The sequence below is a fragment of the Pseudomonas sp. QC2 genome (assembly GCF_002859085.1).
GTDB classification, from domain to species: domain Bacteria; phylum Pseudomonadota; class Gammaproteobacteria; order Pseudomonadales; family Pseudomonadaceae; genus Aquipseudomonas; species Aquipseudomonas petroselini.
The window spans coordinates 124,703-138,617 of record NZ_PKKS01000009.1; the positions used below are offsets into that span (position 1 = coordinate 124,703).

Below are 13,915 nucleotides of genomic sequence, written 5' to 3' on the forward strand. Positions count from 1 at the left end.
CAACAAATCGAGCACTCTCCATGTCCTTCAACAGCATCGCAGACATCATCGAAGACTACCGCCAAGGCAAGATGGTGCTCCTGGTGGACGACGAAGACCGGGAAAACGAAGGCGACCTGCTGCTGCCTGCGGCCTGCTGCACCGCCGAGACTATCAGTTTCATGGCCCGCGAAGCCCGTGGCCTGATCTGCCTGACCCTCACCGACGAACACTGCCAGCGCCTGGGCCTGGAACAGATGGTGCCAAGCAATGGCAGCGTGTTCAGCACCGCGTTTACCGTGTCCATCGAAGCCGCCAGCGGGGTCACCACCGGCATCTCCGCCGCCGACCGCGCGCGTACCGTGGCAGCGGCCGTCGATGTCAATGCCGGGCCGGCCGACATCGTGCAGCCGGGCCATATCTTCCCGCTGCGCGCCAAGGACGGCGGCGTGTTGACCCGCGCCGGCCACACCGAGGCCGGCTGCGACCTGGCGCGCCTGGCCGGGCACACCCCGGCGTCGGTGATCGTCGAAGTGATGAACGACGACGGCACCATGGCCCGCCGCCCGGAACTGGAAATCTTCGCGCGCAAGCATGGCATCAAGATCGGCACCATCGCCGACCTGATCCACTACCGCCTCAGCACCGAACGCACCGTGGTGCGCATCGGTGAACGCGACCTGCCGACGGTGCACGGCACGTTCCGCCTGATCACCTTTGAAGACCGCATCGACGGCGGCGTCCACATGGCCATGGTCATGGGCCAGTTGCGCCGCGATACCCCTGCGCTGGTGCGCGTGCACGTGATCGACCCGCTGCGCGACCTGGTCGGTGCCGACTACAGCGGCCCGTCCAACTGGACGCTGTGGGCGGCCTTGCAACGTGTCGCCGCTGAAGGCAGCGGCGTGGTGGTGGTGCTGGCTAACCATGAGTCGTCCCAGGCGCTGCTGGAACGCGTGCCGCAACTGACCCAGGCGCCGCGCCAGTTCAACCGTTCGCAGTCGCGCATCTATTCTGAAGTGGGCACCGGGGCGCAGATCTTGCAGGACCTCGGCGTCGGCAAGCTGCGTCACCTCGGCCCGCCCCTCAAATACGCCGGGCTGACCGGCTACGACCTGGAGGTGACTGAGAGCATTCCCTTCACCGAATGACGGATAACCGGTAAGGCAAAATGCTTGCACAAAGTTTGGAATACCATAATATGATATTCCATAGACCGAACGCTTCTGCCAAGTGCGCCCGCCAGGGAGAGCACCAATAACAGCCCTTGGCACGGTCGCCTTTTGGGGTCTCGATTAGAGGCTCCCGATGGACCTACTGCTCCCGATAGGCGGGCATTACCAAGCCCGCTCAATAACAAAACAAATGAGGGCGTGAAAATGGTGTTGAACAAACGTGCAACCGCGGTGCTGTTCGCGGGTTTATTGGCTACGGCCACTCACGCGGCCATGGCAGCCGAAAGCGTCAATTTCGTGAGCTGGGGCGGTAGCACCCAGGATGCGCAGAAGCAGGCCTGGGCCGACCCGTTCAGCAAGGCCAGCGGCATTACCGTGGTCCAGGATGGCCCCACCGACTACGGCAAACTCAAGGCCATGGTCGAAAGCGGCAACGTGCAGTGGGACGTGGTGGATGTGGAGGCCGACTTCGCCTTGCGCGCCGCCGCCGAAGGCCTGCTCGAACCCCTCGATTTCTCAGTGATCCAGCGCGACAAGATCGACCCGCGCTTCGTCTCCGACCATGGTGTGGGCTCGTTCTTCTTCTCCTTCGTGCTCGGCTACAACGAAGGCAAGCTCGGCGCCGGTAAGCCTCAGGACTGGACCGCGCTGTTCGACACCAAGACCTACCCCGGCAAACGTGCCCTCTACAAATGGCCAAGCCCCGGCGTGCTCGAACTGGCGCTGCTGGCCGACGGCGTCCCCGCCGACAAACTCTACCCCCTGGACCTGGACCGCGCCTTCAAGAAACTCGACACCATCAAGAAAGACATCGTCTGGTGGGGCGGCGGCGCGCAGTCGCAACAGCTGCTGGCCTCCGGCGAAGTCAGCATGGGCCAGTTCTGGAACGGTCGCATCCACGCCCTGCAGGAAGACGGCGCGCCCGTGGGCGTGAGCTGGAAGCAGAACCTGGTGATGGCCGACATCCTCGTCGTGCCTAAAGGTTCGAAAAACAAGGCCGCCGCGATGAAATTCCTGGCCAATGCCAGCAGCGCCAAGGGCCAGGCGGATTTTTCCAACCTGACCGCCTACGCACCGGTGAACATCGACAGCGTGCAGCGCCTGGATTCGGTGCTCGCGCCGAACCTGCCGACCGCCTACGTCAAGGACCAGATCACCCTCGATTTCGCCTACTGGGCCAAGAACGGCCCGGCCATTGCGACACGGTGGAATGAATGGCTAGTCAAATGAAAATGACGGCAACCACACCGACCGGGAGCGCCCTTGGCGCTGCCGGCGCGGTTTCGGCCAAGGCCGGGGCCCCGTCCCTGGCGCAGCGCTGGCGGGGGTCGAGCAACCTGATCCCGGCCCTGTTGTTCCTCGGCCTGTTCTTCCTGGCGCCGCTGATCGGCCTGTTGCTGCGCGGCGTGCTGGAGCCGGTGCCGGGCTTGGGCAACTATGAACAGCTGTTCGCCAACTCCGCCTATGCCCGAGTGCTGCTCAACACGTTCTCAGTGGCAGGCCTGGTGACCCTGTTCAGCCTGCTGCTGGGCTTTCCGCTGGCCTGGGCGATCACCTTGGTGCCACGCGGCTGGGGACGCTGGATCCTCAACATCGTGCTGCTGTCGATGTGGACCAGCCTGCTCGCCCGCACCTACTCCTGGCTGGTCTTGCTGCAAGCCTCCGGGGTGATCAACAAGGCGCTGATGGCCATGGGCATCATCGATGTGCCCCTGGAGATGGTGCACAACCTCACGGGCGTGGTGATCGGCATGAGCTACATCATGATCCCGTTCATCGTGCTGCCGTTGCAGGCGACCATGCAGGCCATCGACCCGATGATCCTGCAGGCCGGCTCGATCTGCGGCGCCAGCCCGTGGACCAACTTCTTCCGCGTCTTCCTGCCGCTGTGCCGGCCGGGCTTGTTTTCCGGCGGCCTGATGGTGTTCGTGATGTCCCTCGGTTACTACGTCACCCCGGCGCTGCTCGGCGGTGCGCAGAACATGATGCTGCCCGAGTTCATCATCCAGCAGGTGCAATCGTTCCTTAATTGGGGCCTGGCCAGTGCCGGCGCCGCGTTGCTGATCTTCATCACGCTGGTGCTGTTCTACTTCTACCTGAAGCTCCAGCCGGAATCCCCGGTTGGCGCCAGCAACGCGAGGTAAGCCTTCATGCTCCTGACCCCCAATGCCATGAGCCGCAGGATGCGCTTGGGCCTCTACACCACCACCGGGTTGATTGGCCTTTTCCTGCTGCTGCCGATTGTGTTTATCGTGCTGCTGTCGTTCGGCTCGTCGCAATGGCTGGTGTTCCCACCGCCCGGCTGGACGCTGAAATGGTACGGCCAGTTCTTCTCCAACGCCGATTGGATGAACGCGGCCATGGCCAGCCTCAAGGTGGCCGTGTTGACCACCGTGTTCGCCGTCGCCCTGGGCCTGCCTACCGCGTTTGCCCTGGTGCGCGGGCGCTTCCCCGGCCGCGAATTGCTCTACGGCCTATTCACCCTGCCGATGATCGTGCCCTTGGTGATCATCGCCGTGGCGGTGTACGCGCTGTTCCTCAAGCTCGGCTACACCGGCACGATGTTCGCGTTTGTGGTCAGCCATGTGATCGTTGCGCTGCCGTTCACCATCATCTCGATCATCAACTCGCTGAAGCTGTTCGACCAGTCGATTGAAGACGCGGCGGTGATCTGCGGCGCCTCGCGCTTGCAGGCAGTGTTCAAGGTGACCTTCCCGGCGATTCGCCCGGGGATGGTAGCCGGCGCACTGTTCGCCTTTCTGGTCTCGTGGGACGAAGTGGTGCTCAGCGTGATGATGGCCAGCCCTACCCTGCAAACCCTTCCCGTAAAAATGTGGACCACCCTGCGCCAGGACCTGACGCCTGTGATCGCCGTCGCGTCGACGCTGCTGATCGGCCTCTCGGTGCTGGTCATGGTGATTGCCGCCGCCGTTCGCCGGCGTACCGAAACCCGCGCCTGAGCGCCGAGGAGAAGAACATGAGTGCAGTGATCAACGATGTCGCACAGAGCCACGGCCAACCCCTGGTCAGCCTGCGCAACCTGAACAAGCACTACGGTGAATTCGCTGCCGTGGACAACATCTCGCTGGACATCCAGGACGGCGAATTCCTCACCTTCCTCGGCTCCAGCGGCTCGGGCAAAAGCACCACGCTGTCGATGCTGGCCGGCTTCGAAACGCCAAGCAGCGGCGAGATCCTGGTCAGCGGTCAATCCCTGGTCAACGTGCCGCCGCACAAGCGCGACATCGGCATGGTGTTCCAGCGTTACTCGCTGTTCCCGCATTTGTCGGTGCGCGACAACATCGCCTTCCCCCTGGCGATTCGCAAACTGGCCAGCGCCGAACGCGAAAAGCGCGTCGACGCCATGCTCAAGCTGGTGCAGCTTGAGCAATTTGCGCATCGCCGCCCTTCGCAGCTGTCCGGCGGCCAGCAGCAACGGGTCGCCATCGCCCGCGCGCTGGTGTACGAGCCACGCATCCTGTTGATGGACGAACCCCTCGGCGCCCTCGACAAGAAGCTGCGTGAAGACCTGCAAGACGAACTGCGCCAGCTGCACCGGCGCTTGGGCATCACCATCGTCTACGTGACCCACGACCAGGAAGAAGCCATGCGCCTGTCCCAGCGCATCGCGATTTTCAGCCACGGCAAGATCGTCGGCCTGGGCAGCGGCTTCGACCTCTACCAGAACCCGCCGAACGCGTTTGTCGCCTCGTTCCTCGGCAACTCCAACTTCCTCAAGCTCAAGGCCCAGGGCAACGCAGTGGCGTCGTTCGAAGGCCAGGCGCTGTCGATCCGCCTGACCACCGGGCTGCACACCGAGCAGGATGTGCTGCTGATGGTACGCCCGGAAAAAGCCTTGGCGCTGAGCGTCGAACAGGCCGCCGAACAACCGCTGGCGGCGGGCTGGAATGAAGTGTCGGCGATTGTTGGCGAGGTGCTGTTCCTCGGCGAAAGCCAGACCTGCACCGTGAAAACCCTGGGCGGCACGTCGATGACGGTCAAGGCGCTGTCCGCTGCCGGCATGCCGCTCAAGGCCGGCGACCCGGTGCGTGTGCGCTGGGCGACGGCGGATGCGTGTGTGTATACGGAGTGGGCCGAAAGCGACCTGAACAAGGCCGCAGGCGCGCATTGAATCCCATGTGGGAGGGGGCTTGCCCCCGATAGCGTTGTGTCAGTTAAAGATGCATTCACTGACACTCCCTCATCGGGGGCAAGCCCCCTCCCACATTTGAAGTGCATTTACCCGTTAAAGCTTGCGCTCGAAAATCGCCCCCTCGATCCCCAGCACTTCGCGGGTATCGGCATAGATCCCCACGCCCTTCTCCCACACCTGCTTGATCGACTGATCCGCGCAGCGAATCTGGTAATTGAGTTCGAACGGCTCCTGCCGTGACAGCGCGTATTGCACCTCGCGCCACACATAGTCGGCATCCTGCGCCAGGATCAGGCTGTTGTAGGTGAACTCATGGTTGTCCACCAGGCGCTCGGCGGGGTAGCCGGTGAGTTGCAGGCAGCCCGCGCTGACGAATTCCATGGTCCAGTCGCGGTTGTTGCGGCCGCGATAGATCAGGCCCGGCATGCTGTCGAGCAAGCTCATGCTGCTGCGCTGGCTGGCCTGCAAGGCGATTTCGCGGCGTTTGTGGGCCGTAACGTCCCCGGCCACTAGGTAGAAGCCTTGGGGGCCGCGCTTGAGGCTGATGTCAAACCAGCGCAATTCGCCGCTGGGGTGCACAAAACGCAGGCGCTGGTTGAATGAGGTGTCGGGGCGGCGGCGCAGTTCATTCAAGGCCTGGCGCCATAGCGGGCGGTCTTCCTGGTGCACGTAGTCCATCAGGTTACGCTCCGCGCCGTGCGGGCCCATCAACGCGGCCCAGGCCAGGTTGGAGTGGGCGATCTGGCCGTTGTCGCGCAGTTGCACTAAGGCGGCGGGAAAGCAATCCATCACGTCCATGGGCGGCGGCGCTAATGCTTCGGGGCTGTCCCTCATCTAGTGGCGCTCCTCGTGTTTCATCAAGGCGCCGCTGTGCACCCAGGCCGCCAGCTCCAGGCGCGAATGCAGGCCGAGTTTCTGCAACAGGCTGCGCACGTAGATTTTCACCGTGCCGTCGCTGATCCCCAGTTCGCGACCGATCTGTTTATTGCTCATGCCGGCGGCGATCAGCGCCAGGGTCTGGCCTTCGCGCTCGGTGAGGTTGCCGCTGTCGATGGGGTCGCACGACGGCGATGGCTCAGCCTGGTCAGCGAGTAAGGCAATCAGGGTCGAGTCCAGTACGATCGCGCCCTTGTGACAGTTGCGCATATACGCCAGCAACGCATCCGGCTCGGTTTCCTTGAGCACATAACCGCTGGCACCCAGGCGCAAGGCCGTGAGCAACTCGGCGCGGTCCATGGAGGCGGTGAGCACCACCACCTGGCAATCCAGGCGCAACTGGCGCAGTTCGTCCAGTACCTGCAAACCGCTGAGGCCAGGCATGTGCAAATCCAGCAGCACCTGTTGCGGCGTCAGGCTCACGGCCAGGTTGATGCCCTCGCGGCCGCTGGCCGCCTGCCCCACCACTTCGAAGTCGCCGCTGGCATCGAACAACTGCGCCAGGCCCTTGCGAAACAACGGGTGATCATCGATCAGTAATAAGGTCGTGCAGTCCATCGAGACTCCCCTGTGGCAGATCGTGGTGACGACGCAGGCCAAGGTGCACACGCACCCCGTGCGGGCGGATCGCCTCTATGCTCAGCCGTGCACCGATGCTGGCGGCGCGCTCGCGGATAATCGCCAGGCCGAAATGGTTGTGCTCGTCGCAGGCCGGGATCAAGCCGATGCCATCGTCTTCCACCGACACAGAGGCGTCGCCCTCCTGGGTCTGGCGCAGTTCGATCCGCACGTGGCGCGCGTGGGAATGCCGCACTGCGTTGGTCAGGGCCTCGCGGATGATCTGCAGAATCTGCAATTCGGTTTCCGGGCTCAGGGCGTCGTCGGCCAGGCGGTTGTCGAGTTCGAAGACAATGATGCAACGCCGCGAGAACTCCGCGACCGAGTCAGCCAGGGCCTGGCGCAGCGAGCGCCCGTCCATGGTCAGGCGCGCACTGGTGATCAGCTCGCGCACCTGGCGTTGCAGTTGGCTCAGGCCGGTGCACAGGTCCTGCAGGGCCGGCTCGCCCAGTTGCGACTGCAAGCCATGGGCCTGGAACGACAGGTAGCCCAACTGCTGCGCCACCGAATCGTGCAGCTCACGGGCCAGGGCGCCGTGGCGGGAAGTCGCCTGTTTGCGCTGCTGCTCACGGTTGTGGCAGCGCAGGCGTACGGTCACGCCTACCGCCTGCGCCGCCTCCTCCAGTATCCGGCGCCAACTGGTACCGGCCCGCCGAGGGGTGTCGAGCAGCAATGCGCCCTTTTCACCCTCGGGCAAGGCGCACACCAGACGGTGCACGCCCCTTTGCCGGCAAGGTCCGCAGGCTTGGGGAGCGTCCGTCACGCTGGCGTCGCGCCAGGGGCAGCGCGCGACGGCCTGGCAGCCGTCGACCGCCCCTCGCCGCGTCGGGCCCAGGTCTTCGCCGCCGAGGATCAAATTAAGCCTGGCAGGCGGCAGCAGTGCGTCGAAACGGTCCAGGAAACCCGACAAGGCACCGTCAGCGTGCAGGGGCAACCCGGCCAACAACCTGCGCACGCTGCGCGCCTGTTCGGGGCGTACAGGCCCCAACCAGAGCGGCCAGCCTTTTGGTCGTGTCAGCACTCTTTGATAACTCCCCGTCCGGTTGCTCTGCGTGGTCAAGAAGCCCAGCAACTTCCATGCCCCGAATGGTCGGCGCACAAGGCTTATCTCCAAAGGCATAGCCCTTTTTCCAGATTGAGAAGATTTTCCCCATAGGAAAGTATCTCTCCCAACAGGAAACAAAAACGCACCGTGGAGAGCCCGCATGACGCCTACCCGCAGCCGCCCCATCGTGGTGATGCAATCCGCCGCCGCCCGCGCAGCGTTCATCAGCGAACTGCACATGCCCGTGCTGTTGAACGGCGAACACCCTGACTTTGCGCGGCGACTGCAACACGCGTTGGCCAGCGCCACCGTGGGTTGCCGGCTTTACCTGCTGGGCGACGAAGCCTTTATCTGGCGTGTGCACGGCGAGGCCCGTGCCGCGGGCCTGGAAGACGACGAGATCGACATGACCTGCACCACGCCGGGCCTGCGCCAGGTGTATTGCGCGCACTGCGGCCTGACCCAGGCGGCCGGGCCGGCGCCGCTGTTGAACTGCATCGGCTGCCACGTCGGGCTGGAGGTCCGCACGCATTTTTCCCGGCGCCTGGGGGCGTACCTCGGCGTGTGCATCAACCCTGACCAGCCCTACGCGGGGTTCCAGCCATGAGCGCGGCCCTCAACGTCCAGGTCAGCGCAGCACGCATGCTCACGCCCGTCGTTCGCGAATTCACCCTGACGCCCGCCACGGGCAGCCTGCCCGGCTTCTCGCCCGGCAGCCATGTGCAGGTGCACCTGCCGCTGGCCGAAGGCACGGTGCGCAACGCCTATTCACTCACCAGCGACCCGGCGCACCCCCAGCACTATCGCATTGCCGTGCGCCTGCAAGACGCCTCGCGCGGTGGCTCGCAGTACCTGCACAGGCAGGTGCAGGTCGGCGACACCTTGCAGATTTCGCCGCCGGCCAATCTGTTCGCGCCCCATGGCACCGCGCGCCTGCATATTCTCATCGCCGCCGGGATCGGGATCACGCCGTTCATGGCCTATATCGCCGCAATGGAACAACAGCAGGCCGACTTCGAACTGCATTACCTGTTCCGCCGGGGCCTCAGCGACGCGTATCTGGACGAGCTGCAACACCGCCTCGGCCCGCGCCTGCACGCCTACGAACGGCGCCCGGACCTGAACCCAATCCTCGGCAACCGGCCGCTGGGCAGCCACGTCTACACCTGTGGTCCGCAGCCCTTGCTCGAGGCGGTTGAGCAACACGCCACACGCCTCGGCTGGCCGCTCAAGCGCGTGCATTCGGAAGCCTTCAAGGGCGCACAACCCGGCCAGCCGTTCGACCTGCACCTGCTGCGCAGCGGCCGACGCCTGCGGGTCGAGGCCGAGCAAAGCCTGCTCGAAGCCCTGGAACAGGCCGGCCTGCAAGTGCCCAACCTGTGCCGTGGCGGGGTCTGCGGGCAATGCATCACGCGCCACCAAGGCGGCACCATCGAACACCGTGACAGCTTCCTCAGCCCGGCCGAGCAGGCCGACTTTCTGATGCCCTGCGTCTCGCGCGGCAGCGGCCCCTGCGTTTCGCTGGACCTATAGGAGTGAGTGCCATGCCCCTGCAAACGAGCCCCGTGCTGAGCTATCGCGACGATTTCAGTTTTCGCAACAGCCCGGCAGCGATCCGCCGTTTTCCCTTTCCCTTTACCGAGGACAGCTACCTGTACTCGGTGAACATCGAACCGGCCATCTCCCGCGACCCCGGCTCGATCTATGAGCACGCCTTCGACATCGACGAGCACTACCGCTCGGAAATGGCCGAGCGCGCCCTGGTGTTGGACAAGGACCCGCGCCGCTACCTGGTGATGCCACACATGCAAGTGGCCGCCTGGGATGCACTGCAGATGATCATGGAGCACTTGGCTACCGACTACCCGCAGTGGTTCAGCCTGGTGCAAGACGGCGAGCGCTGGCAGTGGCGCAACCACCTGCTGGACATCGACCAGCCCTTCATCTTCGGCGATGCCACCAGCCTGCCCTGCGCGCCGCTGGAGTACATCGGCCGCCAGGTGCAGGGGGATTTCGCCCTGCTCGACCAGCGCGACGGCGACCTGTACATGGACGCCGGCCTGGTCACCAGCCCGGCCGACTGGTCGTTGGCGTTCGACGCCGGCATGAGTTTCAAGCAATGGCACGCACCGGTGCCCATGGCCCATCAGATGGGCGTGTTCGAGCGCGCACTGAAGTACCTGCTCAACGTGCAGGTCGGCCAGCCGGTACGGCGCTTGAACTGGACCCTGACCATCAACCCGCGCCTGGATTCGTCGCCGGAAACCTTCCATGAATGGGGCGCCGATCGCGGCCAGATCACCGCCGAGAACGTCGGGCAGCAGGTACACCTGCGGGTCGAGCTGCAAGTGATGGCGCGCCTGCCGCGCAGCCACGCGGTGATGTTCAGCATCCGTACCTACCTGATCAGCCTGGACGAGCTGGTCACACAACCTGGCTGGGGCTGTCGCCTGCACCGCGTGCTGCGCGACCTGCCCGACCCCATCGCCGACTACAAGGGCATGACCCGCTACCGCCACACGCTGGTCGAGTGGTTGAGCCAGTTCGACCCACAGGCCTGACGCCCCCTCTTCTACGACAAGGAACCTCACATGACCCACTCATGGCGTATTTCTGCATTGGCCGAACGGCACCGCGCCCTCGGCTCCCACCTCGAAGACTGGAACGGCATGGGCACTGCCTGGACCTACAGCAGTGACCTCGCCGACCACCACCAGGCGATCCGTACCCGCGCCGGGTTGATGGACGTGTCGGGGCTGAAAAAAGTCCACTACGTGGGACCCCACGCCGAGAGCCTGTTGCAGTGGGCCACCACCCGCGACATCGCCAAGCTCTACCCCGGCAAATCGGTCTACGCCTCGATGCTCGATGAGGACGGCAAGTTCGTCGATGACTGCATCGTCTATCGCACCGGTCCGAATGCGTTCATGGTGGTGCATGGCGCCGGCACCGGGCATGAAATGCTCGTGCGCTCGGCCCAGGGCCGGCAAGTAGCGGTGCTGTTCGATGACGACCTGCACGACCTGTCGCTGCAAGGTCCGTTGGCGGTGGATTTCCTCGCCGAACACGTGCCCGGCATCCGCCAACTGGCGTACTTCCATCACCTGCAAACCCGCCTGTTCGACCGCCCGGTGATGATCTCCCGCACCGGCTACACCGGCGAGCGCGGCTACGAGATTTTCTGCAAGGCCGCCGATGCGCCGTTCCTGTGGGACAGCATCCTTGAACAAGGGGCGAGCCTGGGGATCATCCCCTGCGCCTTCACCGCCCTGGACTGGTTGCGGGTGGAAAGCTCGCTGATGTTCTTCCCCTACGACAACTCGCAGATGTACCCCTTCGCCGACCAGAAGGCCGGCGACACCCTCTGGGAAATGGGCCTGGACTTCACCGTCTCGCCCGGCAAGCACGCCTTCCGTGGCGCCGAAGAACACCTGCGCCTGCGCGGCCTGGAGCGTTTCAAGATCACCGGCGTGCTGCTTGAGGGCGTCCGCGCCGCCGAGGCTGGCGACACCTTATGGCAAGGCAACCAGCAAGTCGGCGTGATCACCTGCGGCATGTATTCGCGCCTGAGCAAACGCTCGATGGCCATCGCGCGCATGAGCGTCGCCTGCTCAGAACCCGGTATTGCCTTGCAGGTACGCGGCAGCCTTGAGGCCAGCGCCAGCACCCACGCCCTGCCCTTCGACGACCCGCAAAAAACCAAGCGCACGGCCAAGGGCTAAGCCTTCCTTCACTGAATTCAGGAGCCTTCGATGGACGCCTCCCGCGAACATTACATCCTCAAGATCACCTGCCCGGCGGCGTCCGGGATTGTCGCCGCGATCAGCGCGTGCCTGGCCCAACAGCAGTGCTACATCAGCGAGCTGGCGCAGTTCGACGACGAGTTCACCGGGCAGTTTTTCATGCGCGCGGTGTTCCGTTTCAACACCGGCGTGAGCGGCGACATCGGTGCCCTGCGCAACGGCCTCGGCGACCTCGCCGGTGGCTTCGACATGCACTGGCAGTTGTTCAGCTCACGCCAACCGACCCGCGTGCTGCTGATGGTCAGCAAGTTCGACCACTGCCTCACCGACCTGCTCTACCGCCACCGCAAGGGCGAGATGGACATGCACATCACCGCCGTGGTCTCCAACCACCTGGACCTGCGGGCGATGGCCGAGCGCGAAGGCATTCGTTTCATCTATCTGCCGATCACCCAGGACACCAAGGCCCGCCAGGAAGCCGAGCTGATGCGCATCGTCGAAGACACCCAGACCGACCTGGTGGTGCTCGCACGCTACATGCAGATCCTGTCCGACGGCCTGTGCCAGCAACTGTCGGGCCGGGCGATCAATATCCACCACTCGTTCCTGCCCGGTTTCAAGGGCGCCAAGCCCTACCACCAGGCCTATGACCGTGGCGTCAAGCTGATCGGCGCCACCGCCCACTACGTCACCAGCGACCTGGATGAGGGCCCGATCATCGAGCAGGAAATCCAGCGCGTCGACCATACCCACTTGCCCGACTCGCTGGTTGCCATCGGCCGTGACACCGAAACCGTGGCCCTTTCCAAAGCCCTGAAATACCACCTGGAACACCGGGTGTTCATCAACCAGGACAAGACAGTGATCTTTCGCTGAACCCTTCAGGAGGCACGCTCATGACCCTACGTGTTGCAATCATCGGCGCCGGCCCGTGTGGCCTGGCGCAACTTCGCGCGTTCCAGTCGGCCCGCGACAAAGGTGCCGCCATCCCCGAACTGGTGTGCTTCGAGAAACAGCAGGACTGGGGCGGCATGTGGAACTACACCTGGCGCACCGGCCTCGACGAGAACGGCGAGCCGGTGCACGGCAGCATGTACCGCTACCTGTGGTCCAACGGCCCCAAGGAATGCCTGGAGTTCGCCGACTACACCTTCGAAGAGCACTTCGGCCGGCCCATCGGTTCCTACCCGCCGCGTGAAGTGCTGTGGGACTACATCAAGGGCCGCGTGGAAAAGGCCGGCGTGCGCGACTACATCCGCTTCAACAATGTGGTGCGCCAAGTCACCTTCGACGCACAGAGCCAACGCTTCACCCTCTACGCCCACGACTACACCAGCGACACCTTGACCTGCGAAGAATTCGACTATGTGATCAACGCCTGCGGCCACTTCTCCACGCCCAAGGTGCCGTACTTCGAAGGCTTCGAACAGTTTGCCGGGCGCATCCTGCATGCCCACGATTTTCGCGAGGCGCTGGAGTTCAAGAACAAGGACCTGCTGATTATCGGTAGCAGCTATTCGGCCGAGGACATCGGTTCACAATGCTACAAATACGGCGCGCGCAGCATCACCAGTTGCTACCGCAGCGCGCCCATGGGCTATGCCTGGCCGGATAACTGGGAAGAAAAACCGCTGCTCCAGCGCCTGGAAAACAACCGCGCGTACTTTGTCGATGGCAGCAGCAAGCACATCGACGCGGTGATCCTGTGCACCGGCTACAAGCACCACTTCCCGTTCCTGCCGGACGAACTGAGCCTCAAGACCGACAACCGCCTGTGGCCGATGAACCTCTACAAGGGCGTGTTCTGGGAACCCAACCCCCGCCTGATCTACCTGGGCATGCAGGACCAGTGGTACTCCTTCAACATGTTCGACGCCCAGGCCTGGTATGCCCGCGATGTGATCCTCGGGCGCATACCACTGCCCGGCCACGCTGACATGGTCGCCGACAGCCAAGCGTGGCACGCACGGGAACAGGCCCTGGAAACCAACCAGCAGATGTTCGAGTACCAGGGCGCCTACATCCAGCAACTGGTGGACGCCACCGACTACCCGAGTTTCGACATCGCCGCCGTCAACGAAACCTTTCTGCACTGGAAGCATGACAAGGCGGAAAACATCATGGGCTATCGCGACAAGTCCTATCGCTCGCTGATGACCGGCACCCAGTCGCCGCCGCACCACACGCCGTGGTTGCAGGCCCTGGATGACTCGATGGCGGCCTACTTGGGAGAGCCCACGACCCCCATCAAGTCGGTCGGCTGATG

General features: G+C 64.0%; 14 protein-coding genes. 11 read left to right on the forward strand and 3 right to left on the reverse strand.

Going from position 1 to position 13,915, the window contains the following annotated elements; translation table 11 throughout:
* Nucleotides 1-20 precede the first annotated feature (20 nt).
* The 5 genes from ribBA (at nt 21) to QCBJ_RS09275 (ending at nt 5,286) form a co-directional block, all read left to right on the forward strand.
* Nucleotides 21-1,130 (forward strand): bifunctional 3,4-dihydroxy-2-butanone-4-phosphate synthase/GTP cyclohydrolase II, encoded by a 1,110-nt coding sequence (ribBA, locus tag QCBJ_RS09255; protein WP_102060636.1) that lies wholly within the window; start codon nt 21-23, stop codon nt 1,128-1,130.
* 228 nt (nt 1,131-1,358) lie between these two features.
* Nucleotides 1,359-2,384 carry an ABC transporter substrate-binding protein gene (locus QCBJ_RS09260; protein ID WP_027603596.1) on the forward strand — a complete coding sequence of 342 codons (1,026 nt, stop codon included), beginning with the start codon at nt 1,359-1,361 and terminating at the stop codon, nt 2,382-2,384.
* Nucleotides 2,381-3,298, forward strand: coding sequence for an ABC transporter permease (locus tag QCBJ_RS09265; RefSeq protein WP_064052598.1), 918 nt, complete (start codon nt 2,381-2,383; stop codon nt 3,296-3,298). Before QCBJ_RS09260 ends, QCBJ_RS09265 begins: the two co-directional genes overlap by 4 nt.
* A 6-nt stretch (nt 3,299-3,304) precedes the next feature.
* Entirely contained in the window at nt 3,305-4,114 is an 810-nt protein-coding gene (locus tag QCBJ_RS09270; RefSeq protein ID WP_010567348.1) for an ABC transporter permease, read from the forward strand.
* A gap of 17 nt (nt 4,115-4,131) precedes the next feature.
* Nucleotides 4,132-5,286 carry an ABC transporter ATP-binding protein gene (locus QCBJ_RS09275; protein ID WP_012723566.1) on the forward strand — a complete coding sequence of 385 codons (1,155 nt, stop codon included), beginning with the start codon at nt 4,132-4,134 and terminating at the stop codon, nt 5,284-5,286.
* Nucleotides 5,287-5,400: 114 nt separating this feature from the next.
* On the opposite strand, the gene QCBJ_RS09280 is transcribed toward QCBJ_RS09275, so the two are convergent.
* Genes QCBJ_RS09280 through QCBJ_RS09290 form a run of 3 tightly spaced genes read right to left on the reverse strand, consistent with a single transcriptional unit; the run spans nt 5,401 to nt 7,816 of the window.
* Nucleotides 5,401-6,141: a PAS domain-containing protein gene (locus tag QCBJ_RS09280; protein ID WP_102060638.1), complete on the reverse strand. Its 741-nt coding sequence runs from the start codon at nt 6,139-6,141 to the stop codon at nt 5,401-5,403.
* Nucleotides 6,142-6,801: a response regulator gene (locus QCBJ_RS09285; RefSeq protein WP_046035758.1), complete on the reverse strand. Its 660-nt coding sequence runs from the start codon at nt 6,799-6,801 to the stop codon at nt 6,142-6,144.
* Nucleotides 6,770-7,816, reverse strand: a complete 1,047-nt coding sequence (locus QCBJ_RS09290; protein ID WP_043206208.1) for an ATP-binding protein — start codon at nt 7,814-7,816, stop codon at nt 6,770-6,772. The genes QCBJ_RS09285 and QCBJ_RS09290 overlap by 32 nt, the downstream gene beginning before the upstream one ends.
* A gap of 250 nt (nt 7,817-8,066) precedes the next feature.
* Between QCBJ_RS09290 and QCBJ_RS09295 the strand changes: the two genes are divergently transcribed.
* From QCBJ_RS09295 to QCBJ_RS09320, 6 genes are read left to right on the forward strand one after another with little or no spacing between them, the layout of a single operon-like run.
* Nucleotides 8,067-8,513, forward strand: coding sequence for a dimethylamine monooxygenase subunit DmmA family protein (locus QCBJ_RS09295; protein WP_012723562.1), 447 nt, complete (start codon nt 8,067-8,069; stop codon nt 8,511-8,513).
* The gene (locus QCBJ_RS09300) at nt 8,510-9,439 is read left to right on the forward strand and encodes a PDR/VanB family oxidoreductase (protein WP_102060639.1); all 930 of its coding nucleotides are present in this window, start codon (nt 8,510-8,512) and stop codon (nt 9,437-9,439) included. Before QCBJ_RS09295 ends, QCBJ_RS09300 begins: the two co-directional genes overlap by 4 nt.
* Nucleotides 9,440-9,450: 11 nt before the next feature.
* Nucleotides 9,451-10,467 (forward strand): DUF3445 domain-containing protein, encoded by a 1,017-nt coding sequence (locus QCBJ_RS09305; RefSeq protein WP_102060640.1) that lies wholly within the window; start codon nt 9,451-9,453, stop codon nt 10,465-10,467.
* 30 nt (nt 10,468-10,497) lie between these two features.
* Nucleotides 10,498-11,628, forward strand: coding sequence for an aminomethyltransferase family protein (locus QCBJ_RS09310; protein WP_102060641.1), 1,131 nt, complete (start codon nt 10,498-10,500; stop codon nt 11,626-11,628).
* Nucleotides 11,629-11,658: 30 nt separating this feature from the next.
* Nucleotides 11,659-12,525, forward strand: coding sequence for a formyltetrahydrofolate deformylase (purU, locus tag QCBJ_RS09315; protein WP_012723558.1), 867 nt, complete (start codon nt 11,659-11,661; stop codon nt 12,523-12,525).
* Nucleotides 12,526-12,545: 20 nt separating this feature from the next.
* Entirely contained in the window at nt 12,546-13,913 is a 1,368-nt protein-coding gene (locus QCBJ_RS09320) for an NAD(P)-binding domain-containing protein (RefSeq protein ID WP_102060642.1), read from the forward strand.
* The last annotated feature ends 2 nt before the right edge of the window (nt 13,914-13,915 follow it).